Annotated in this window: 18 protein-coding genes; 8 read left to right on the top strand and 10 right to left on the bottom strand. The window is 67.0% G+C overall.

Annotation, left to right across the window (positions count from 1 at the left end; genetic code table 11):
• Positions 1-60: 60 nt before the first annotated feature.
• Positions 61-1074 (bottom strand): ABC transporter substrate-binding protein, encoded by a 1014-nt coding sequence (locus ODR01_RS09935; RefSeq protein WP_316977489.1) that lies wholly within the window; start codon positions 1072-1074, stop codon positions 61-63.
• A 445-nt stretch (positions 1075-1519) separates the two neighbouring features.
• Here ODR01_RS09935 and ODR01_RS09930 point away from each other — a divergent pair, with 445 nt between their 5' ends.
• Entirely contained in the window at positions 1520-2176 is a 657-nt protein-coding gene (locus ODR01_RS09930; RefSeq protein WP_316977488.1) for a cysteine hydrolase family protein, read from the top strand.
• On the opposite strand, the gene ODR01_RS09925 is transcribed toward ODR01_RS09930, so the two are convergent.
• Positions 2173-3429, bottom strand: a complete 1257-nt coding sequence (locus ODR01_RS09925) for an OmpP1/FadL family transporter (RefSeq protein WP_316977487.1) — start codon at positions 3427-3429, stop codon at positions 2173-2175. The two genes, ODR01_RS09930 and ODR01_RS09925, sit on opposite strands and share 4 nt — an antisense overlap.
• Before the next feature lie 299 nt (positions 3430-3728).
• Complete coding sequence (locus ODR01_RS09920) at positions 3729-5060, bottom strand: aspartate aminotransferase family protein (protein WP_316977486.1); 1332 nt, start codon at positions 5058-5060, stop codon at positions 3729-3731.
• A 152-nt stretch (positions 5061-5212) separates the two neighbouring features.
• On the opposite strand from ODR01_RS09920, the gene ODR01_RS09915 reads away from it, so the two are divergent.
• Positions 5213-5764, top strand: coding sequence for a cupin domain-containing protein (locus tag ODR01_RS09915; protein WP_316977485.1), 552 nt, complete (start codon positions 5213-5215; stop codon positions 5762-5764).
• Between the two features lie 108 nt (positions 5765-5872).
• On the opposite strand, the gene ODR01_RS09910 is transcribed toward ODR01_RS09915, so the two are convergent.
• Together ODR01_RS09910 and ODR01_RS09905 are read right to left on the bottom strand one after the other, a co-directional pair.
• Entirely contained in the window at positions 5873-6145 is a 273-nt protein-coding gene (locus tag ODR01_RS09910) for a hypothetical protein (RefSeq protein ID WP_316977484.1), read from the bottom strand.
• A 128-nt stretch (positions 6146-6273) separates the two neighbouring features.
• The gene (locus ODR01_RS09905) at positions 6274-8868 is read right to left on the bottom strand and encodes a cache domain-containing protein (protein ID WP_316977483.1); all 2595 of its coding nucleotides are present in this window, start codon (positions 8866-8868) and stop codon (positions 6274-6276) included.
• 236 nt (positions 8869-9104) lie between these two features.
• Between ODR01_RS09905 and ODR01_RS09900 the strand changes: the two genes are divergently transcribed.
• From ODR01_RS09900 to ODR01_RS09885, 4 genes are read left to right on the top strand one after another with little or no spacing between them, the layout of a single operon-like run.
• Positions 9105-10346 (top strand): DUF58 domain-containing protein, encoded by a 1242-nt coding sequence (locus ODR01_RS09900; RefSeq protein WP_316977482.1) that lies wholly within the window; start codon positions 9105-9107, stop codon positions 10344-10346.
• A gap of 14 nt (positions 10347-10360) precedes the next feature.
• A complete protein-coding gene (locus ODR01_RS09895; RefSeq protein WP_316977481.1) occupies positions 10361-11767 on the top strand; it encodes a DUF4129 domain-containing protein in 1407 nt (468 codons plus the stop codon).
• A 25-nt stretch (positions 11768-11792) separates the two neighbouring features.
• Positions 11793-12803, top strand: coding sequence for an AAA family ATPase (locus ODR01_RS09890; protein WP_316977480.1), 1011 nt, complete (start codon positions 11793-11795; stop codon positions 12801-12803).
• A gap of 1 nt (position 12804) precedes the next feature.
• Positions 12805-13617, top strand: coding sequence for a formylglycine-generating enzyme family protein (locus ODR01_RS09885; protein WP_316977479.1), 813 nt, complete (start codon positions 12805-12807; stop codon positions 13615-13617).
• A gap of 21 nt (positions 13618-13638) precedes the next feature.
• Here ODR01_RS09885 and ybaK read toward each other — a convergent pair whose 3' ends face one another.
• The 3 genes from ybaK to ODR01_RS09870 form a co-directional block, all read right to left on the bottom strand.
• On the bottom strand, positions 13639-14118 hold the full coding sequence (gene ybaK / locus ODR01_RS09880; protein WP_316977478.1) for a Cys-tRNA(Pro) deacylase: 480 nt from the start codon (positions 14116-14118) through the stop codon (positions 13639-13641).
• Positions 14119-14131: 13 nt separating this feature from the next.
• The gene (locus ODR01_RS09875; protein ID WP_316977477.1) at positions 14132-15304 is read right to left on the bottom strand and encodes a sensor histidine kinase; all 1173 of its coding nucleotides are present in this window, start codon (positions 15302-15304) and stop codon (positions 14132-14134) included.
• 161 nt (positions 15305-15465) lie between these two features.
• Positions 15466-15675 carry a cold-shock protein gene (locus ODR01_RS09870; protein WP_316977476.1) on the bottom strand — a complete coding sequence of 70 codons (210 nt, stop codon included), beginning with the start codon at positions 15673-15675 and terminating at the stop codon, positions 15466-15468.
• A 368-nt stretch (positions 15676-16043) separates the two neighbouring features.
• On the opposite strand from ODR01_RS09870, the gene ODR01_RS09865 reads away from it, so the two are divergent.
• Positions 16044-17768: a methyl-accepting chemotaxis protein gene (locus ODR01_RS09865; RefSeq protein WP_316977475.1), complete on the top strand. Its 1725-nt coding sequence runs from the start codon at positions 16044-16046 to the stop codon at positions 17766-17768.
• Between the two features lie 24 nt (positions 17769-17792).
• Here the strand turns inward: ODR01_RS09865 and ODR01_RS09860 are convergent, their stop codons facing one another.
• Positions 17793-18992: an ATP-binding protein gene (locus tag ODR01_RS09860; protein ID WP_316977474.1), complete on the bottom strand. Its 1200-nt coding sequence runs from the start codon at positions 18990-18992 to the stop codon at positions 17793-17795.
• A 396-nt stretch (positions 18993-19388) separates the two neighbouring features.
• Positions 19389-20867, bottom strand: a complete 1479-nt coding sequence (glgA, locus tag ODR01_RS09855; RefSeq protein ID WP_316977473.1) for a glycogen synthase GlgA — start codon at positions 20865-20867, stop codon at positions 19389-19391.
• Positions 20868-21066: 199 nt separating this feature from the next.
• On the opposite strand from glgA, the gene ODR01_RS09850 reads away from it, so the two are divergent.
• The coding region (locus tag ODR01_RS09850) for a sugar phosphate nucleotidyltransferase (protein WP_316977776.1) at positions 21067-21224 on the top strand (158 nt) is incomplete at its 3' end.

The following is a 21224-nucleotide window of genomic DNA, read 5'->3' as shown; positions in this document are numbered from 1 at the left end:
ACTTTGCCTCCGCATCCGGCCGCGACGGGCGCGGCCGGATGGCACGGGTTGACGGGCCGACTATTTGGCGGAGGCGATGACCTTGAGGGCGTCGGCCTGCGAATATTCGACGTTGGCGACGCCGCCCGGTTCGGTATTGGCCAGGTTCTGCTCCAGGTTCTCCTGGTCGATGCGCAGGAACGGCACGATCATGTCCTTGGGCACCTGCTTGCCGTCGAGGATCTGCTGGGCGACCCAGAAGGCCAGGGTCGACACCCCGGGAGCGATGGAAACCGACATGGTTTCATACTTGCTGGCGTCCTTCTGCTGCTTCCACCACGTCAGTTCGTCGTGGCGGTTGCCCATGACGATCAAAGGCGTCGGCCGGCTCGCGGCCTTGAAGGCCTGGGCGGCGCCGTAGCCGTCGCCACCCTGGGTCACCACCGCATCCACCTTGGGCAGGCTGGGCAGCACGCCGGCGACGTTCTTCTGGGCGACGGTCTGGGCCCAATCGCCGTGCACGGAACCGACGATCTTGAACTGCGGGTACTTCTTGACCCCGGCCGCGATGCCCTTGTGGATCTCGTCGTCGACGAAGACGCCGGCCAGGCCGCGGATCTCCAGCAGGTTGCCGCCGCCGGCCATGCGTTTGGCCAGATAGTCGAGCTGGACCTCGCCCATCTTCGCGAAGTCGACGGCGATCCGCCAGGCGCACGGCTCGGTCACCACGCCGTCGAAGGAAACCACGGTGACGCCGGCGCTGCAGGCCTCCTTGACGGCGCCGTTGAGCGCCGTCGGCGACGCGGCGTTGAGCACGATGGCGTCGTAGCCCTGGAGAATCAGGTTCTGGATCTGGGCGGCCTGCTCGGTGGCCTGGTTCTCGGCGGTGGTGAAGGCCGGCGCCTCCTTGACGATGCCGTCGGCCACGGCCTTGCCGGTCACCTTGTCCCAGCTTTTGAGCATGGCCTGTCGCCAGGAGTTGCCGGCGTAGTTGTTGGACAGGGCGATACGCTTGCCGGCGGTGTCGGCGCTGGCGGCGCCGGCCATGAAGATAGCGCTAACAGCGACGACCGAAATCAGACTTTTCTTCAACATGCGAAACCTCCACGTGGTCACGTTGCGTCGTTCGGCTTGTCGACGCTCCTCCTGCCTTCGAGAGCCGTGACCTCTGCGAGGTCCGCCCCCCCTGTTATGGACTTCTTCTTGGTTTGGGGCCGCCCGTGGCGGCCATTGCCCTTCGCGCCTGATAGGCTTGGCAACAACTCGCGGGTCGTCGAGTCCATCGACCAACTCGCGAAAAGAGCAAAAGCCGACATGGGTCTTCCCTTCGACGGTTGCAAGAAAAAACTGTTCGGCCATGGTATGATCAGGCTGTGCGTGGCGGTGCGCCTGGGTTGACCGGCGGCGGTGCGTCCGTTTCGTTTGGCGGGTGGCGCTTGTTCACCTCACAATCAAAGCGCGATATGCGGCCGTTCCGTAATCGCGCCACGTTCGGCGAACGAACCGCCGGACCGCTCAAGACAGGAAAGGAGAAACCGATATGGTCGTGCGGAACATTCGGGCCCGCGCTTTGGCCGCCGGCGCCGTTCTGGCGCTGGCCGCCTCTCCGGCGGCGGCCGGCACCGTCATCGAGGAATGGAACGCCGTGCCGTCGCCCGAAACGCCCAAACTGGCGGCCCCCACCCTTGCCGCGCACACGACCGCGCTCTTGATTCTCGACATCGAGCAGCGCACCTGCAACGCCGAACGCCGGCCGCGCTGCCTGGATACCGTGGCCCCCATCGCCGCCTTTCTGCTCAAGGCGCGCGACGCCGGCATGCCGGTCGTCTACAGCACCACCGGCGCCGGCTCGGTCGACACCATCCTGCCGCCGGTCAAGCCCATCAATTCGGGCGAGCCGGTGGTGAAGGCCAGCGTCGACAAGTTCCTCGGCACCGAGTTGGAGAAGATCCTGAAGGATCGCGGCATCGACACCGTCATCGCCTGCGGCACGGCGGCGCAGGGCGCCGTCCTGCACACGGCGGCCGGGGCGGCCCAGCGCAAATTCAAGATCGTGCTGCCGGTCGATTGCCTGTCGGCCGAGGACCTGTTCACCGAGAAGGCCGCGGTGTGGTCGTTGATCAAGGGTCCGGCCACCGGGTCGCTGACGACGCTGACAACGCTGGGCGCCATCACGCTCAAGCAGGCCAACCGTTAGAACTGATAGCGCAGGCCGATGGCGCCGATGGCGACGGAGCCCTCGATATCGGCATTGACGATGGCCGTCGTCGCGGTGCCTGCCGAAGCCGACCGGTCGACGTTGATGGTGGATTCGACGATGTGGATATAGGTCAGCGCCACGTCCACCAGAATACTGTCCGAGAAGCGATAGGTCAGGCCGCCGCTGATCCAGGTGCGGTCGCCGTCGGGCGTGCGCGAGGTGCGGTAACCATCGCGGGTCGGCGTCGGGTCGTACTGGATGCCGGCCCGCAGGGTCACGGCGTCGCTGAGCGCGTAGTCCATGCCCAGGCCCAGGGAAACCGTGTCCTGGTAGTTTTGGATGATGTCTTCCCGAAGCACCCCGTCGGAGACCCGATAGACCTTGATGGCGTCGAAGGCCGACCACTTGTAGTAGCTGACGTCACCCAGAATCGTGATCTGGTCGTTGAGGCGGTGCTTGACCCCGAAAGAGGCCAGCGCCGGCAGGCCAAGGTCGGCCTGCGCCGCGTACTGGCTTAGGATCGCGCCCGACGACGACGCGGAGCGGACGGTGGCGGTCCCTTCGACATCGTGGGTGAAGCCGGTACGATAGGTCAGCCCGACCTGGGTATCGGGCGTGATCTTCGCCAACAGACCGACGTTGAACCCGAAGGTGCCGTCGTCGCCCTCCAGCTTGGAATGCAGTTCGCCCACGCCGATTTGGTTCTTCATGCTGGTCAGGACGACGTCGACAGTCTGGTAGTCGATGCCGGCGCCGATGGTGATGTGCTTGTTGATATCGAAGGCGGCAACCAAGCTGTAATTGACGGTCGTCAGTTCGGTCTTGATGGAATCGAAGCGTCCGAACCAGGTTTCCGGATAGTCGTTGGCCAGGCCGAAGGGGGCTGTGACCCCCACGCCCAGGCTGAGCCCGCGATCGACGTCGCGCAGGACGCCGAACAGGTTGGGAACCGGCGTCGGCTCATAGGGCTGATAGGTGTTGGGGTCGTTCAGCGGCACGAAGACCGCGCCGTTGGATTTCCGGCTGCCGGTATCGGTCAATTCGGCCTTCGGCGAGATGATGTGGAGGTTGGCCGCCGCCTCGTTCTGCTCCAGGCTGTTCATGCCGGCCGGATTGAACCACACGGTCGAGGCGTCGTCGGCCGCCGCCGGCGCCCCGGCGAAAGCCCGGCCGAGACCGGTAACGCTCATCTCCTTGATGTAGAACCCGGCCGCTTCGGCTTGGCTTGCGGCGCCCAGCGCCAACACCATGGCGGCCCCGATCGTCCGCCCGCAAGGAAGGAAAACCAAAACGCCCCCATCACCCGTTTGTTATTCCTTGCCGGGTGCCGCGATTCTTTCGGCGCTCCCGGTTTTCCTTCCCGCGGCGGCGAAGACACCTCCCCCACACCACCGCGACAAGCCGGATGGATGGTACCATAAGTTGCAGAAGTTGAAAGCGGAAGAAGCGCAACCGGATTTCGAGGACACCATCTCACCACTCGCTGCGCACGAGTGGCAATGTCTTTTCGCGAATTAAGTATGGTGTCCCCGAAATCTCCAGGACGGGTTTAATCCAGGGTCCCGAGAACCTCGCCGACAATGGCGAACAGGCGGTCGATTTCGGCCTTCGAGATGATCAACGGCGGCGCGAAGACCAGCACATCGCCGGCCATGCGGGCCAGCAGGCCCTTTTCGTAGGCCGCGACGAAGGCGGCATAGGCCCGCTTGCCGGGACCGTCGGCGCGGCTTTCCAGTTCGATGGCGCCGACCAGGCCGAAATTGCGGATGTCGATGACGTGCGGCAAACCCTTCAGGGTGTGGATGGCGTCCTGCCAATAGGACGCCAGTTCGGCGGCCCGCGTCAGCAGGCCCTCCTCGGCATAGGTGTCCAGCGTCGCCAGCCCGGCCGCCACCGCCAGCGGGTGGGCCGAGTAGGTATAACCGTGGAACAGATCGACGGCACTTTCGGGGCCGGTCATGAAGGCGTCGTAGATGGTGTCGCTGACGAAGGTGGCGGCCATCGGCACGGTGCCGTTGGTGAGGCCCTTGGCCATGGTCAGGATGTCGGGGGTGACGCCGAACACTTCCGAGGCGGTGGGCGCGCCCAGGCGGCCGAAACCGGTGATCACCTCGTCGAAGATCAAGAGGATGCCGTGGCGGGTGCAGATGTCGCGCAGGCGCTTGAGATACCCCTTGGGCGGCAGCAGAACGCCGGTCGAGCCGGCCATCGGCTCGACGATGACGGCGGCGATGGTCGAGGCGCCATGCAGTTGGACCAGCCGTTCGAGGTCGTCGGCCAGCTCGGCGCCGTGTTCGGGCAGGCCGCAGGAGAACGCGTTGCGGGCCAGGTCGTGGGTGTGGCGCAGATGATCGACGCCGGCCACCAGGTTGCCGAAAGCGGCGCGGTTGAGCCCCATGCCGCCGACCGAGGTGCCGCCGAAATTGACGCCGTGATAGCCGCGCTCGCGGCCGATCAGGCGGGTGCGCGCTCCCTCGCCCCGTTGGCGGTGATAGGCCAGCGCGATCTTGAGCGCGGTTTCCACCGCCTCGGAGCCGGAATTGGAGAAGAACACGTGGCCGATCCCGTCGGGCATCAGTTCGATCAGGCGGGAGGCGAACCGGAAGGCCTTGGGATGACCCATCTGGAAGGGCGGCGCGAAATCCATCTCGGCCACCTGCTCCTGCACCGCCTTGACGATGCGGGGCCTGCCGTGGCCGGCGTTGACGCACCACAGGCCCGACATGCCATCCAGCACCTGGCGGCCGTCGTGGCTGCGATAGTACATGCCCTCGGCAGCCACCAGCAGGCGCGGCGCCGCCTTGAACTGCCGGTTCGCGGTGAACGGCATCCAAAAGGCGCTCATGTCGTTGGGGATGGCGACGGTCTTGGCGGCGGACATCGGAAATCTCCTGGAAGGGCGAGTCGACGGCACATTAAGCTGTTCGGGAGATTGAACAAGCCATTATCTTGCGGATTGCTAAACCCCTGTATTCCTTGGCTTCCGTTTCCGTTCCGTTTAGTATCCTAAACAGATAAACAGTCGGGACCGCCATGGATATCGACGTCGCCGGCCGCCTGCGCCAGCTTCGCGAGCGCCATCAACTCTCGCAGCGCGAGTTGGCCAAGCGCGCCCAGGTCAGCAACGCCACCATCTCGCTGGTCGAATCCGGGCGGCTCAACCCCTCGATCGGCAACTTGAAGCGCATCCTCGACGGCATCCCGATCAGCGTCGCCGAATTCTTCGCCATGGAACTGGCGACCGAGCGGCCCCAGGCATTCTTCCGGGCCGCCGAATTGATCGAGATCGGACGCGACGATATCTCCTATCGCCAGGTTGCCGCCCACCTGGCCGACAAGGCGTTGCAGATTCTGCACGAACGCTTCGCCCCCGGCGCCGACACCGGCAAGATCCCGCTGCGCCACAAATCGGAAGAAGGCGGCGTCGTCATCAAGGGGCGCATCGAACTGACGGTGGGCGACCAGGTGCGGGTGCTGGAAACCGGCGACGCCTACTACTTCGACAGCACGCTGCCGCACCGTTTCCGTAACATCGGCGATGTCGAGTGCGAGCTGATCAGCGCCTGCTCGCCGCCCAGCTTCTGACGGCGGTTGCGCCCCGCTCGAACGAAGCCCCGCCCGGCGGACCGGGCGGGGCTTGGCGATTCAAGGACCGCGTGTTTCGCGGCCGAATTCAACGGTCGTCGCAAGCGATTAGAGGCCGCCCCGGCCCTGCAGTTCGTCGCCGACGCAGTCGCCGTAGGTGGTGTAACGGTGCGCCTGCAGCCCGTCGTTGATCCAGACGCCAGGACACTCCGGCCCGCCCGTCGTCGGAGTCCCGGCTGCCAGCCCGTCATCGCGGCCCGCTCCGCGCTGCCGGCTGTGGGCCGCGTGCGCGTCATCGAGAGCACCGCCGCTGGCCAACCAGGCCGCCATCAGGTCGGACGGGTAGGCCGCTTCCTCGCAGAAGAACTTCTGTTCGCTCATGGGCGTCCCTTTTCTAATTACCTTCTAAAATCGAAGGACCAGTGGAGAGAAATATACAGGAACGCTTGCGGCGCACAAGGAAAGGCCTCGCCCAGGGCAACCGGGCGAGGCCGCACGGACCGGCGGGACTAGGCTGCGGCGGTCGGCTCCAGGGCGACAATCGCCGCCACCAGTTCGTCGCGGGAGAACGGCTTGCGCAGCAGGGCGAGCGTCGTGGGGTCGACGCCGCGGCGGGCGAATTCGCTGTAGGAGTATCCCGTCATCAGCAACACCCGGCAGGCCGGCCAGCGAACCGCCACCAGGTCGCGCAGATCCAGCCCGCTCATGCCGCCCGGCATGATCAGGTCGGAAACCACGACGTCGTAAGGGCCGCGCAGTTCGAGGGCGGCGACCGCGCGCGGGCCGTCGGAGACCGCCGTCACGTCCACCCCCTGGGTCATCAGCGCGGCCACCGTCACGTCGCGAACCAGGGGGTCGTCCTCGGCCACCACGATCCGCAGGCCGGCCAAGGGCCGGCCCGGCTTGCCCGATACCGCCAGCGCCTTGGCGGCGGCCGGCCGGTCCCCGCGCGGCAGCAGGATGCGGAAGGTGGTGCCCCGCCCTTCTTCGCTCATCACCTTGACGAAGCCGCCGGAGCGCCGGGCGAAGGCCAGCACCATGCTCAGCCCAAGGCCGGTCCCCGCGCCCTTCGGCTTGGTCGAGAAGAACGGCTCGAAGATCCGCCCGAGGATGTCGGGAGGAATCCCCGTGCCGGTGTCTTTCATCGCGAACTCCACGTAATCCCCGGCATGGGCATCGGGGTGGGACGCGGCTTCCTCGGCGCCGAGGCTCAGATTGCGGATGGACAGGAAAAAGCGGCCGCCGTCGGTCATCGCGTCCTGGGCGTTCAGCGCAATGTTCACCACCGCGTTTTCGAGCAGGACCGGATCGATGACGACCGGCCAGACGTCGGGTGCGCATTCCACCTTAAAGACGATCGATTCGCGCAATGCCCGTTCGATCAGGGGTTGGAGGGCCAGCACCAACTCGGCCGGATCGACCGCCTCGGGCCGGGTATCCATCTCCCGCGAGAAGACGAGCATCCGCCGGGTGAGGTCGCCGGCCCGCTTGGTCGCCCCCTCAGCGAGCGCGATCGCCTTGGCGACGCGCTCGTCACCCGACGGAACCAGGGCGTTCAAGATCCCCAGTGTGCTGGTGATGACGGTCAGGATGTTGTTGAAGTCGTGGGCGAAACCGCCGGCCAACTGGCCGACGGCCTCCATCTTCTGGGCCTGGATGAATTGGCTTTCGATGCGTTCGCGCGCCGCGATCTGCTCGCGCAGGTGCCGCGTGCTCTCCGCGATGCGCTGTTCCAGCGAATCGTTGGTCCGCAGAAGCTCCGTCTCGGCGTACTTCCGCTCGATGACCTCGCCCTCCAGCTCGCGCGTGCGCGCCTGAACGCGCAGTTCCAACTCCTCGTTCGCCTTGTCGAGGGCGGCCCGCTGGCGCTCCAGCTCGCGCATCGCCGCGTTCTTGTCCTCGAGCAGGCGATTGGTGGCCTGCGCCGCCTCGGCGAACTCGACGAACGCCATGCCGTCCGGATCGAGGGCCACGTCGGCGCGCGCGGCGCGGTCGAGGAAGTCGAGGAATCGCCGGAAATCCTGCCGGGCCCGCCGGCCGGCCATCCCTCCGCGCAGCAGGATGAGCCCCGCCAGGGCCAGTGCGATCAGACCGACGATTGCCACCTCCAGGATCATGCGCCGCTGCCCCGCCTCCCGTCGGCCGGCCGCCGCCTTGGTTATGGCTTCCATCGAGTCGCCGGCCCCGACGTACCAGCGCCACTCGGGGATGCCGGCGACGAAGCTGATCTTCGGATAGGCCTTCTCGCCGTTGATGGGGGGCATGGTGTATTCGACGAAGCCGCCCCCGATGCGGGCGGCCCTGACCAGTCCCTGAACGACCATGAAACCGTCCCGGTCCTCGACCTCCCACATGTTGCGGCCCTTGGCCGGACCGACCAGCGAAAGGCCGTCCCAGGTCCCAGCGAAGAGATAGCTGGCGTCGCCCAGGTCGGTGGCCTCAAGGGTCGCCAGCGCCTCGGCCTGGACGCCCGCCTCGATCTCGCCGATGTCGGCGCTGACGCCGATCGCCCAATCCAGGGAATCGAAGACTTCGACGAACGACAGCCTCAAGCGCTCGTCGCCGCCGTCCGGGGCCAGCCGCTCATGGCGAAGGAACCCTTCGCCCTGGGTGCGGGCGATCCTCAGCAGGCCGCCGATCCCGGGGATGGGGGCGCCCTCCAGGTCCGGGGCCGGGGGGAATAGCTGGCCGATCCCGTCCAGGTCGAAGGCAAAAAAGTAGCTGCGGCCGGCGTTGAAGCGGATCTGGCGCAAAGCCTCGCGGACGTCCGCGGCCTTCGCGCGGCAGTCGCCCGGCGGCAGGCCCGCACAAATGCCGCGGGCGACGGCGCGGGCCTGCGTCATCCGCACATGCAACTTGGTGCGCAGGCCGTCTTCCATGGCGGTGCGCAGGAACTGAATGTTGCGCACGGTATCGCGGACGGTCCGCTCGAGGGCCGCCCGCCGCTGCGTTTCGTACAGGATGAGGTCGTTGCCGAGCTGGCGATCCAGCAGGGAGTAATCCCGCCATCCCCAGATCACGCCGATGAGAAAGACCGCAGCCACGGCGGCCAGACTGGTCCGCGAGGTCGGAAGGGTGGCGATGCTCGGCTTGTTCTTCTTCAACTTGGCGTCCCGCCCGCCTGACGCACGTCCGTTCCCCTTTTTTTTGCAGGCTAGTCCACTCGCCCGAAACTTTCAACTTTCCAACGGAAAATCGCCGGCGGCGGGCAACTCCTGTTTTCTGTCGGGCATCGACGGCCGGCTTATGGTGCCGCAAGCCCCTGGCATCGCCGGCCGCCCCGTGAAATTATGGCGCCGGCAAAGGGGGCCCCGACCGGCCCCCGCATCCCGGACAGGCCATGGACGCAACGACCACCGAACCGCCGCCCAGGGAATGGGGCGGCATCCTTTTCGGCAGGGGAGGCATGCTGACGATGCTGGGCCTTGCCGGGCTGGCCGCCTGGTATGGCTTCGACGTCGCCGTCTTCCTTGCCGGAACCGTTCTGACGCTGAGCCTCCTGGCCCGCGCCTGGAGCCGGGTGGCGCTCGCCCGGCTTGTCTACGGCCGGCGCCTGACGGCCCGCCGGGCCTTTCCCGACGAAACGGTCGATTGCACCGTCCATCTCGACAACCGCAAGCTTCTGCCGCTGGTGTGGGTCCACGCGTCGGAACGGCTGCCGGCCGCCCTCGCCCCGGACCCCGAGGATCTGGCGCCCGGGCTGTCGTGGGAGAACGGGCATCTTTCGGTCGACACCTCGCTGTTGTGGTACCAGCGGGCGTCGTGGCGCTATTCCCTGCGTTGCCGGCGGCGCGGCTATTATGCCATCGGTCCGGCAACCGTCACCTCGGCCGACATTTTCGGCCTGTTCGCGCGCTCGCGCCGGACGCCGGGCGTCGAGCACCTGGCCGTCTTCCCGCGGATCTATCCGCTGGCCGACCTGGGGCTGCCGCCGATGTCGCCGTTGGGCGACATGCGCGCCCGCAACCCCTTGTTCCACGACCCGGTGCGCATCCGCGGCTTGCGCGACTACACGCCCGAGGTGCCGTTCCGCCACATCCACTGGAAGGCCAGCGCCCGGACCGGCGAACTGCAAGCCAAGGTCTTCGAGCCCACCTCGAGCACGCAGATGCTGATCCTGCTGGACGGGGCGGCATTCACCGGCGACGACGGCACGCACGACGAGCCCGGATTCGAACTGGCCGTCAGCGTCGCCGCCTCGCTGGCCTGGCATGCCGTCGAGCTGCACTGCCCCACCGGTCTGTGCGCCAACACCCGGCTGGCCGGCAACGGGCCATCGGCCCTGGTGCAGCCGGCGTCGGGCCTGGATCACCTGGCCGACATCCTTGAAACCCTCGCCAAGGTGCGGCCCCAGACCATCCCATTCGCCACACTCATCGATGCCGTCCGCCCGACGATCGCATCGGGGACCACGCTCGCCGTCATCACCGGCGCCTTGAGCGCCGGCGTCGAGGCCATCCTCGCCGATCTGCATGCGCGCGGCTTTTCGGTCACCGTCTTTGTGGTCGGCGACCGGCCGACCGGCGAGACCGCGCTGACCTGCCGGCGCGTGCGGCGCCCGGCCGACCTGGCGTGGGTGTGAAGGGACAGCCGGCGATGTTGGTCGCATCCACCCGCCGCCAGGATGTTCGCCACGCCTTCTTCATGGCCATGGAGGCGGCATGGATCGCCACCCTGTTGTCCTTCCTCGATGCGGTGGTCGGCGCCGTGGGACGGCCGGCCGCGGCCTGGTGCCTTTGGCTCTATCCGGCTGCCTACGCCTACGCCCGCATCGACGAGCGAATAACGACGACTCCCTTGCGGCGCCTCGCCCTGCGCATCCTCGCGGGCGCCGCCGCCGGGCTCGCCACCCTGGCGGCCATCGTCTGGCCGAGCGCCTTCGGCGCGATCGGCCTGGGCACCAGCCAGACCTGGCCCGCCGCGGTGGCGCATCTGGTCGGCGCGGGATCGGCGCCGGTGGTTCTGGTGGTCGTCGCCTCGGCCTTCGTCATGGCCCGCGGCTGGCTGCTCGCCCCCCGGCAGATTGACGGCGACGGCTTCCTGGCCGGCCTGCAGATGGGTGCGGTGATCCTGCTTGCCGTCGCCTTCCTGCATCCGCTGACCGGACTGCCCGCCGCCACCGTCATCGCCGGCACCCTCGCCTTTCTGGGATTGGGGCTCTATGGATTGTGGCTCTGCCGCTGGCTCGATTCCAAATTCGCCGAACGCGTGCCGGGCAACGTCGGCTGGCCCATCCTGGCGGCGGCGGTCGTCGGAGGCGTTCTCCTGCTTGGCACCCTGTGGGGAAGCGAGGTCGACCGAGGCCTGATCGACTGGCTGTTGACGCCGGTGTTCTGGCTGGGCGACATGCTCAACCGGCTGCTCCTGTGGCTCGGCCGGCTCATGCCGGTTTACCAGCCGCTTGGCCTGGAATCCCGACCCGCCGCCGTGCGGCCGGAAATGCTGGTGGTCGACAAACCCTACAAGTTCGGCGAGGTGACCCGCCTGATCGGCCAGATCATGCTGGCCCTTTCGCTCAGCCTCCTCGGCGTGCTGCTGATCGTGCGCAACCTGAGCGATCTGCTGCGTTGGCTGAGCCGCCGGCCCCGCTTGGCCCGCGGCATCGCCCGCGAGCCGTCGCCGTTCAATTTGTGGGACGATCTCAAGGACATCCTGGCGATGCTCAAAGAGATCGCCCGCCGCCTGGGCCGCTGGCTTGCCCGCTGGCGCCGGACCGGAACGGCCGAAGCTCCGGAGGTGTGGGCCGTGCGCCATATCTATGCCAAGGTGCTGGCCCGGATGGCCAACCAGGGATGGCCCCGGGCAGAGGCGCAGACGCCCCACGAATACCTGGAAACCCTGGGGAGCGCCGCCCCCCATCTGCGGGCCGATCTTGCCTTGATCACCGAGGCCTATGTTGAGGTACGATACGGCGCCGCAATTCCCCCGTCGGATCAGCTCGCCGCCGTTCGCGACGGTTGGCGCCGCGTCCGCCGGACCAAGCCCTCTCGGGCCAAAAGCTGACAAAAACAAAAGAAAGGAAGACCCCATGTGCCCACCGTCCGCCGCCATCGGAATGGCCGCCATAGATCGAAGCGGAGAGATCTCCGCCGACGCTTGCGCCGAATCCATCCGGCAGGCGGCCGACATCCTGATCGAGAACGTCGAGAAGGTGATCGTCGGCAAGCGCGAAACCATCGAGCTGGTGGCCGTCGCCCTCTTCACCGAGGGGCACGTGCTGATCGAGGACGTTCCCGGGGTCGGCAAAACCCTGTTGGCCAAGGCGATCGCCCGTTCGCTCGACGGCAGCTTCCGGCGCATCCAGTTCACGCCCGACCTGCTGCCCTCGGACGTCACCGGGATCAACACCTACAACCGCCAGACGGAAGCCTTCCAGTTCCTGGCCGGGCCGATCATGGCCAACATCGTGCTCGCCGACGAGATCAACCGGGCGACGCCGCGCACCCAGGCCTCGCTGCTGGAGGCGATGGAGGAACGCCAGGTCACCACCGACGGGGAAACCCGGCCGCTGCCCCGCCCGTTCCTGGTGCTGGCCACCCAGAACCCGATCGAACAGGAGGGAACCTTTCCCCTGCCCGAAGCCCAGCGCGACCGCTTTCTTTTGACCGTCACGCCGGGCTATCCCTCGGCCGAGGACGAGGAGCGCATTCTCCTGCGCTTCGAGCGGACCAATCCGGCCGACAGTCTGTCCTCGATAATGTCGGCCGCGGAGCTGACCACGACCATCGGCCTCTGCCGGTACATCCGGGTCGGCGATGCGGTGCGCGCCTATCTGGTCGCCCTCGTGCGCGCCACCCGCGGGCATCCCGACATTCGCCTGGGGGCCAGCCCGCGGGCCACCCAGAGCCTGTATCGCGCCGTCCAGGCCCTGGCCGCCATGCGCGGCCGCGCCTTCGTGTTGCCCGATGACGTCAAGGCGCTGGCCGTTCCGGTGCTGGCTCATCGCCTGGTCGCCGGCGCGCGCAGCCGCCTGGGCGGCCGCACCGCCGCGGACGTGCTCGCCGACCTGATGGAAACGGTGCCGGTGCCGGTCGAGTGACATGAAGCGCTTTCCGACCCTCGCCGCCATCGCCGTCCTCGCCGCCCTCTCGGCCGGCGCGGCGCCGGCAGAGACGACCGATCCACAGGGGCCTCGCCGGCCCGGGACCGTTTTCAAGGATTGCCCCGAATGCCCCGAGATGGTGGTGGTCCCGGCGGGCTCGTTCATCATGGGCGACATCGACGGCAGCGGCCCCCCGCTGGAAGCGCCGGTCCATCGGGTGGTGATCGCCAGGCCCTTCGCGGTGGGAAAGTTCGAGGTGACGTTCGCCGAGTGGAATGCGTGCGTGGCGGCGGAGGGCTGCAATGGATACAGCCCGGATGACGCCGGCTGGGGGCGCGACCGCCGCCCGGTGATCAACGTGAGCTGGGATGACGCCAAGGCCTATTTGCTATGGCTTGGCCAACGGACGGGGCGGCCCTATCGGCTGCTGAGCGAAGCGGAATGGGAATACGCGGCGCGGGGGCGAAGCCTGACGCGCTACCCGTGGGGAGACGAGATCGACCCCGCGAACGCGAAATACGACAGTCCGGACGGCACCGTCCCCGTGGGCAGCTATCCGGCCAACGCGTTCGGCCTGCACGACATGATCGGCAACGCCTGGGAATGGACCGAGGACGCTTGGCACGACAATTACGAGGGGGCGCCGACGGATGGATCGGTGTGGATGAGCAAGGCCTGGTGGCACCGCGTGCTGCGCGGCGGCGCCTGGTATTTCGACGCCAACCATGTGCGAAGCGCCAGCCGCGACGGCGAGGGCACGGGCTCGCGGTTCGACCTGTTCGGCTTCCGGGTGGCGCGGCCCCTCGACTGACTTTCCCGGCTTGCGGTTCCGCTATTCGGCGGCGATGGCCGCCAGGGTGGCGCCGGTCAGCCGCTGCAAATCGGCCGGTGCCAGCTCGATTTCGAGGCCGCGCCGGCCGGCGCTGACGAACACCGTCGGAAAGCGGCTGACCGAGTGGTCGAGCACGGTGGGCAGCCGCCGCTTCTGGCCGAGCGGACTGATGCCGCCGACCAGATAGCCGGTGATTCGTTGGGCCTCGGCGACGTCGGCCATTGCCGCCTTCTTGCCGCCCAGCGCGGCGGCCAACCGCTTGAGGTCGAGCTGGCCGCCGACCGGCACCACGGCGACCGCCAGGGTGTCGCGCCCCGCCACCATGGTGGAGGCGACCAGGGTCTTGAACACGCGCTCCGGCGGCAGGTTCAGTTTCTCCGCCGCCTCGGCGCCGTAGGAAGGGGCGTCGGGATCGTGCTCGTACCGATGCAAGGCGAAGCGGATGCCGGCCTTTTCGGCCAAGGTGACCGCCGGTGTCATGGCGCGCCCCCCTCTAGTGGTTCTTCCCGCCGTCCAGGCGAGCCGGGAACACCGCGAAGAAGGCCGTCCCTTCGGCCGCGTCGGACGTGAAGAAGACGCGGCCCTTGAGGTAGCGCTCACCAATCAGGCGCATGCTGTAGGTGCCGAGGCCGCGTCCCTTGCCCTTGGTGGAGAAGGACCGGCGGAAGACCTGGAGTGCGACGTCGCGGGACATCGCTCCGGCGTTATGGACCGCGAAGCGGACACCGCCGGCTTCGCGGTCGCAGCCGACCCTCACCGTACCGCCGGCCGCCGTCGCCTCGAGCGCGTTGCGGACCATGTTGACGATGACCCGCGACAGCAGGCCGCGATCGGTTTCCAATACGCAATCCTCGCCGCCCTCGGCCAGCACGAGGTTGCGCCCGCGGGCGCTCGGATGCTCCTCGAACAGGAAAAGGATCTCGCGCAGGAAATCGGCCGCCGCCACCGCGACCGGCATGCAGGCCAGTTCGTCCCGTTCGGCCGCCGCGATCAGCCGGTGGCTGTTGATTTCGTCGACCAGCCGGGTGGCGCCGAGCGAGATGCGGTGGCGGAATTCGCTTTGCTTCTCGGGCGGCGCCAGTTCAAGAACGTCGGCCAGCCCGCGCACCGCTCCGGCGGTATTGAGGATGTCGTGGAAGAAGATCCGCTCCAGTTCCTCGCGCCGCTTTTCGTGGCTGATGTTCTCGACGGCAAACAGCGTGAAGATGTCGTCGCCCAGCAGCACGCGGCTGGTCCTCACCCTTAGGTTGAGGGCATCCGCGTGGTCCCGGCGGATGATGCTGCATTCCTGGACGTCCATGCTGTCGGATTGGCTGTTCAGGATCGCGTTCACCGCACCGCAGGTCCGGCAGAACTTCGAGGTGCCGCAGCCTGCCGGCGTTTCCTCGGCCAGGGCATAGACGCAGCCCAGCGCCTCGCCCGGCCTCAGGCCGCACAGGCGCGAGGAATCGCCCGTCCCGGCGAACTCCCGGAACCGCCGGTTGGCGAAGACGATCTGCCGTTCGGGATTGAGGACGAGGACGATTTCCTGAAGATTGTCCAGGGTGACGGCCAGCAACGGCGCCTCCCAGACCAGCCGCTCCTGCCGGCGCAGCATCTCCTCGGAGGCCCGCTCCGGGGGCGCGTAGTGGGTCTGTCGTTTCTCGCTGGCCATTGCAACCGCCATTCCGCGTGGGCTCCGCATATCAACCGCTGGTCGGGATCATACCGGCTTGCCGGCAGCCGGCACAAGCGGCGCAACGCAAAAGCTCCCGGGACCGTCCGGCCGCCGGGAGCTTCGAGGGCATCGCGATGGGCCGCGCCGCGCGGGCGCCGCCGGCATCGCCTTCAGCCGGCGACGCGGATGTTCTGCGCCGCCATTTTGCCGTTCCGGCCGCGCGCCAGTTCGAATTCCACCGGCTGGCCCTCGGTAAGGCCGGGCAGGCCGGCGCGTTCCAGCGCGGAAATGTGCACGAAGGCATCCTCCGTGCCGTCATCCGGCACGATGAACCCATAGCCCTTTTTGGTATCGAACCACTTGACGGTGCCTTTAGCCATTCTTCCTTCCTTCCATAGGATGGCGATCCATACGAAACCCGGCTCCACGGCCGGGCAAAGCAGTCCAAGGTATCCACAGGAAACCGCTGCGCTTCCGACGTCCGGCGCCCCGCCCCCGCGCGGGAACGGGCTGCGCCCTCCGGCGTGGCGCGGAAAAAAATCTGGGTCCGGCGGCGGCGATTTTCAAGCGGGTCCCGCCTCCCGCGGATTTGCCACAGGTGTTACCGGTTGAAAAAACTTCCCGTGGATATGCAAAACTCCTGACACAACCATTCGTTACGTTGCTGGGGTGAAGTCCCTGGGGGATTCATACGGGACTTGCCGTCTTCGCCCTCCCGCCACGCGACGAAACAAAGGAGCCTTCAGGCATGACCGCCGCCCACTCCCGATCCGCCAAACCGCGTCGCCTGTCGTTTCGCTGGACCCTTACGCGCAAGATCTATGCGGTAGGGTTCTTCTCGATGCTGGCTCTGGCTTCGCTCAGCGGGGCGAGCCTGCTGACCACCACCTGGATCGTCGACGCCACGGGGCAGAGCGAGGAGCGGCACGCCGACATCCTTGTCGCCAAGGACATGCTGATCAAGCAATTGAACGTCGACATCGCCGTCGGCGATATCCTGTTCAACAGCGTGTCGGCCAAGATCAATCCCAAGGTCCTGGACCAAATCAACCTGGACATCATGCACCTGAACAAGACCTCGGCCAGGCTGGCGACGGCAGCCACCACGGAGGAGCAGCGGCGGTTGGCGTCCAGCATCGGCGAACAGAACGACGCCCTGGCGCTGGCCATTCAGGTCGATCTGCCGTTGGCCGTGGAAATGGGGGGCGACCGCAAGGAACTGGAGCGGGTGGACGCCCTCATCAAGGAAAAGGTCGCCGCGCTCCGGCGCGACCTCGGCAACCTGGAAACGCTGTTCCAAAAGGAAGCGGCGAAGGCCGGCGAGGACGCGCGGCATACCGCCGACGTGTCGCGCGTCGGATCGGGCATCGCGTTCCTTATCGTCACCACTGTGCTCATGATCATTCAGGTCGTGCTGGGCCGCAGCATCGCCAAGCCGATCACCGCCATGACGCGTTCCATGCTGCGGCTCGCCGGCGGCGACAAGACGGCGGAGATCCCGGCCGTGGGCCGCAAGGACGAGGTGGGCGAGATGGCCAACGCGGTGCAGGTCTTCAAGGAAGGCATGATCGAGGCCGACCGCCTGGCCGAGGAGCAGCGGCGCGAGCAGGAAGAGAGGGCTGCCAGAACCAAGCGCATCGAGGCATTGTGCCAGGCTTTCGACGCCACCTCGACGGAAGCCGTGAAGTCGGTGGCGACGGCGGCGACCGAGATGCAGTCCTCTTCCGAGGCGATGAGCGCGACGGCCGAAGAGACGACGCGCCAGGCCTCTGCCGTGGCCGCGGCCTCGGAGCAGGCCTCGGCCAACGTCGAGACGGTGGCTTCCGCCGCCGAGGAACTGTCCTCCTCGATCGCCGAGATCGGCCGCCAGGTGACGCAGGCTTCCCAGATCGCCTCGGCCGCGGTGAGCGAGGCCGAGCAGACCAACGTCAAGGTGCAAGGGCTGGCCCAGGCTGCCAACAAGATCGGCGAAGTGGTGGCCCTGATCACCGACATCGCCGAGCAGACCAACCTGCTGGCCTTGAACGCCACCATCGAGGCGGCCAGAGCGGGCGACGCCGGCAAGGGCTTCGCCGTGGTCGCTTCCGAGGTCAAGAACCTGGCCAACCAGACGGCCAAGGCGACCGACGAGATCGGGGCGCAGATCGCCGGCATCCAGGCGGCGACCCAGGAAGCGGTGGGCGCCATCGAATCGATCACGCGCACCATCTCCAAGATCAACGAAGTCAACTCGGGGGTGGCCTCGGCGGTCGAGGAACAGGGCGCCGCCACCCAGGAGATCGCGCGCAACGTCGAGCAGGCGTCGGCCGGTACCCAGGAGGTCAGTTCCAACATCGGCGGCGTCAGCCAGGCGGCCAACGAGACCGGCACGGCAGCCGAGCAGATCAACCGGGCGGCCGGCGAACTGTCGGAGCAATCGGAAACGCTGCGCGCCGAGGTCGACAAGTTCCTCGCCAACCTGCGCGCGGCGTGACGGGCGGCGGCTCGGCCATTCACCTCAAGGGACGCGATCGAGAACCAGTTCGAAGGTGGAGCCTTTTCCCAATTCGCTCCGCACGGACAATTGGCCGCCCATCTTGCGAATCAACTGTCCGCAGAGGATCAGGCCGAAGCCGGTTCCCTTCTCTTCGGCGGTGCCGCGCTGCGGCTTGACCCGTTGGTGATCGAGGATCGAGCGGACCTGGGCCTCGCTCATGCCGATACCGGAATCGCTGACGCCGATCCGGCTGCGGCCGTCGACGTCGCGGCCCAGGATGCGAACCCGCCCGCCCGCGTGGGAGAATTTGATGGCGTTCTCGACCAGGTTGCGGATGACCACCTCCAACATGCGTTCGTCGGCGACGACCAGATGTTCGGAAGCCAGCGGTTCCAGCATGATTCCCTTGCGCGCGGCCCGCTCTTCGAGGACGCCCAAGACCCTCTCGACCAGGGGGGAGAGGGAAACCGGTTGCAGCTTGGCTTCCGGCGTTTCCCGCTGCATCAGCGAATAGGCGAGCAGGTTTTCCAACATCCGGTGGGAATCCTTCACCACCCGATGAATGCGCGTCACCTCGTTGGCGACCTGGGCCGTGGAGAGGTCCGGCAGCCGGCCCTCGAGCAGCGAGGTGAATCCGATGATGGCGGTGAACGCATTCCTGAGATCGTGGCCGATGATCGATAGCAGCCGGTTGTTTTCGGCGTCGAGTTCGCAAAGCTGCCGGCGCGACGCCTCGATGACGTCGTTGGCCTTGGCCAGGCGCTGAACCTCGCCGGTCGCCGTCTCGTGCCGGCGCATGAGATCCCGCTCGAGGCTCTTGACGGCGGTGATGTCGCGCTCGATGGCGGCGAAATGCGTGACCTTGCCGTGGGGATCGCGCAAGGGCACGATGATCATGTCCAGCCAGTAGGATTGGCCGGATTTCGTGTAGTTGACCACCTCGACGCGGACGGGTTCATGCGCCTTCAGCGCGGCCCGGACGCGATCCAAGGTGGCGCGGTCGGTATCCTCGCCCTGCAGCATGCGGGGATCGTTGCCGATGGTTTCCTCGGGCGTGAACCCGGTCAGCTCGTAGAACGCCTGGTTGGCGTAGACGATTTTCGGCCCCGGTTCGTCCAGCGGCTCCGCCTCGGTGACGAGAATGACGTCCTTGGCATTGTCGAGCGCGCCCCGAAAAATCCATTGCGGCAGAATGGGTGTCGACTTTCGCTTCCTCGGCATATGTTCCCTCGCAACCACAAGGCGCAATCCGCCTACCCCCTAAGATAACTGGTGAACTGCCGAAGGCTTTTTAAGACCGGCCGGGGATGCCGACAGCCTTTCTTTTTGAGCATCGAATCAGTAATTCAAAAATATAGAACTTTAATAAAATTTTAGTAAAAACAAAACTACCCTATGATTGTGGAACTTTATTCTATTACATATACATTTATCGGCAAAAAAATGAAATAACTTCTGTCCATAGCCTAAATACAGACACGCCTGTTGCCGCCAATGCTTCCCGTTGCCTTGGCAATCCATGGAGATGTTGCGGAATTTGCGGCCGCCGCCGGCTTAGGGCCGGCGGCAGGCCGGGAGCCCGATTCGCCCCGCCTCGCCGGACACGCCTGCCGGCGATTACTTTCTTTTGCGGCTTGCGGAAGCGGGCCGCCGGGCGCGGCCCTTCGTCACTTCGGCGTAAAGGTCGAGATACTCGCGGGCGGCGCGGGTCCAACTGAAATCCTGTTCCATGGCGCGCCGTTGCAGAACCCGCCAGGCCGGGCGCTTGCGGTAGACCGCCAGGGCCCGGGAAACGGCGCCGGAGAGTGCCAGCGAGGTGGCCGCCTCGAACATGAAGCCGGTGCCTTCCTTGCCCCGCGAGGCGTCGCTCACCGTGTCGGCCAGCCCGCCGGTGCGCCGCACCACCGGTATGGTCCCATAGCGCAGCGCGCAAAGCTGGGTGAGGCCGCACGGCTCGAAACGCGACGGCACCAGCAGCAGGTCGGAACCGGCCTGGACCAGATGGGCCAGGGGCTCGTCATAGCCCGTCCACACGCCGACCCGGCCGGGATATGCCGTGGCGGCATCCCTGAAGCCTTCCTCGAAGACGGCGTCGCCCGACCCCACCACCGCCAGCCTGGCGCCCATGGCCAGCAGGCTGGGTATCGCGCCGAGGATGAGGTCGACGCCCTTCTGGTCGGTCAGGCGGCTGACCACGCCGATCAGCGGCGCCGCCGGCGCGTCCGCCAATCCCAGCCGGTCGGCGACGGCCCGCTTGTTGGCGTCCTTGCGGGCCAGGTGGCCGGCGTCGTAGGTGCGCTCGATCAGGGGGTCGCTGGCCGGGTCCCAGGCCCGATAGTCGATACCGTTGAGAATGCCGCGGAGATCGGCGCCCCGCTGGCGGAGAATGCCGTCGAAGCCGCATCCCAGGGTGGGGGTGAGGATTTCCCGCGCGTAGGTGGGGCTCACCGTGGTCACCCGATCGCTGTAGCGGATGCCGGCCTTGAGGAACGAAACCTGGTTGTGGAATTCGACGCCGTCGATGGAAAAGCATTCCGGCGGCAGGCCGACCGGCCCCAACGCCGCGGCCGGGAAATTCCCCTGAAAGGCCAGGTTGTGGACGGTCATCACGGTGGCCGGCCGGCGGCCGGCCCGCAGGTGGAGGTAGGCCGGGGCGAGGCCGGCGTGCCAGTCGTGGGCGTGCACCACGTCGGGGCGCCATCCCAGCAGCGAACCGGCCTCGGCCGCCGTCGCCGCGGCGCGGGCCAGGAGCGCGAAACGCAGATGGTTGTCGGGCCAGTCCCGACCGATGGCGTCGAGATAAGGGCCGGCCGGCCGGTCGTAAAGGGCCGGGCAGTGGACCAGCCAGACGGCGACCCCGCTTTGCGGAAGCCGGCCGCGAAGCAGGCGGGTCTCGCCGGCCCCCAGCGGATCGCCCAGGGAAACCGGCTCTCCCAACCCCTCGACGGCGTCGAGCACCGCCGGATAGGCCGGCAGCATGACGCGCACGTCCACGCCCAGCTCGGCGAGGGCGACCGGCAAGGCGCCGGCGACGTCGCCCAGCCCGCCGGTCTTGACGACCGGGTAGATTTCCGAGACGACGAATAAAATCTTCATGATGGCATTCATGCCGGAAATGACCGCCGCACTATCGCCCAGGCGGGGCAAAAAAGACAGGGGGATCGTTGCGTCCCCCCCCGAATGGCTCGGGTATTCCCGCCGCGCCGCCGTCCGCCGCCGATTGTTCCCCGCGCGTTAAAGACATGGCATAATATCCTAGAGTCGATTGCAAGCTCTCCCCGGCAAAGAGTGCGTCATGCCTGGATCCAAGCCCGACCTCGGCCTCGACATGAACACCGCCCTGCGCCAAACCTTTGCCATCGTGATGGCCGGGGGACGGGGCAGCCGGCTCAAGCAGCTGACCGATTACCGGGCCAAGCCGGCGGTCCCCTTCGCCGGAAAATTCCGCATCGT

The sequence above is a fragment of the Shumkonia mesophila genome (assembly GCF_026163695.1).
GTDB lineage: Bacteria > Pseudomonadota > Alphaproteobacteria > Rhodospirillales > Shumkoniaceae > Shumkonia > Shumkonia mesophila.
Note: the sequence above shows the minus strand (reverse complement) of the source record. Positions and strands in the feature narration are given on the sequence as shown.

Excerpts from the sequence above, each read along its gene's own strand:
- ODR01_RS09920 (WP_316977486.1), bottom strand. The coding sequence starts at position 5,060 with ATGTCCGCCGCCAAGACCGTCGCCATCCCCAACGACATGAGCGCCTTT.
- ODR01_RS09900 (WP_316977482.1), top strand. The coding sequence starts at position 9,105 with ATGGACGCAACGACCACCGAACCGCCGCCCAGGGAATGGGGCGGCATC.
- ODR01_RS09925 (WP_316977487.1), bottom strand. The coding sequence starts at position 3,429 with ATGGTGTTGGCGCTGGGCGCCGCAAGCCAAGCCGAAGCGGCCGGGTTC.
- ODR01_RS09910 (WP_316977484.1), bottom strand. The coding sequence starts at position 6,145 with ATGAGCGAACAGAAGTTCTTCTGCGAGGAAGCGGCCTACCCGTCCGAC.
- ODR01_RS09860 (WP_316977474.1), bottom strand. The coding sequence starts at position 18,992 with ATGCCGAGGAAGCGAAAGTCGACACCCATTCTGCCGCAATGGATTTTT.
- ODR01_RS09875 (WP_316977477.1), bottom strand. The coding sequence starts at position 15,304 with ATGGCGGTTGCAATGGCCAGCGAGAAACGACAGACCCACTACGCGCCC.
- ODR01_RS09930 (WP_316977488.1), top strand. The coding sequence starts at position 1,520 with ATGGTCGTGCGGAACATTCGGGCCCGCGCTTTGGCCGCCGGCGCCGTT.
- ODR01_RS09915 (WP_316977485.1), top strand. The coding sequence starts at position 5,213 with ATGGATATCGACGTCGCCGGCCGCCTGCGCCAGCTTCGCGAGCGCCAT.
- ybaK (WP_316977478.1), bottom strand. The coding sequence starts at position 14,118 with ATGACACCGGCGGTCACCTTGGCCGAAAAGGCCGGCATCCGCTTCGCC.
- ODR01_RS09935 (WP_316977489.1), bottom strand. The coding sequence starts at position 1,074 with ATGTTGAAGAAAAGTCTGATTTCGGTCGTCGCTGTTAGCGCTATCTTC.
- glgA (WP_316977473.1), bottom strand. The coding sequence starts at position 20,867 with ATGAAGATTTTATTCGTCGTCTCGGAAATCTACCCGGTCGTCAAGACC.
- ODR01_RS09865 (WP_316977475.1), top strand. The coding sequence starts at position 16,044 with ATGACCGCCGCCCACTCCCGATCCGCCAAACCGCGTCGCCTGTCGTTT.
- ODR01_RS09890 (WP_316977480.1), top strand. The coding sequence starts at position 11,793 with ATGTGCCCACCGTCCGCCGCCATCGGAATGGCCGCCATAGATCGAAGC.
- ODR01_RS09870 (WP_316977476.1), bottom strand. The coding sequence starts at position 15,675 with ATGGCTAAAGGCACCGTCAAGTGGTTCGATACCAAAAAGGGCTATGGG.
- ODR01_RS09895 (WP_316977481.1), top strand. The coding sequence starts at position 10,361 with ATGTTGGTCGCATCCACCCGCCGCCAGGATGTTCGCCACGCCTTCTTC.
- ODR01_RS09885 (WP_316977479.1), top strand. The coding sequence starts at position 12,805 with ATGAAGCGCTTTCCGACCCTCGCCGCCATCGCCGTCCTCGCCGCCCTC.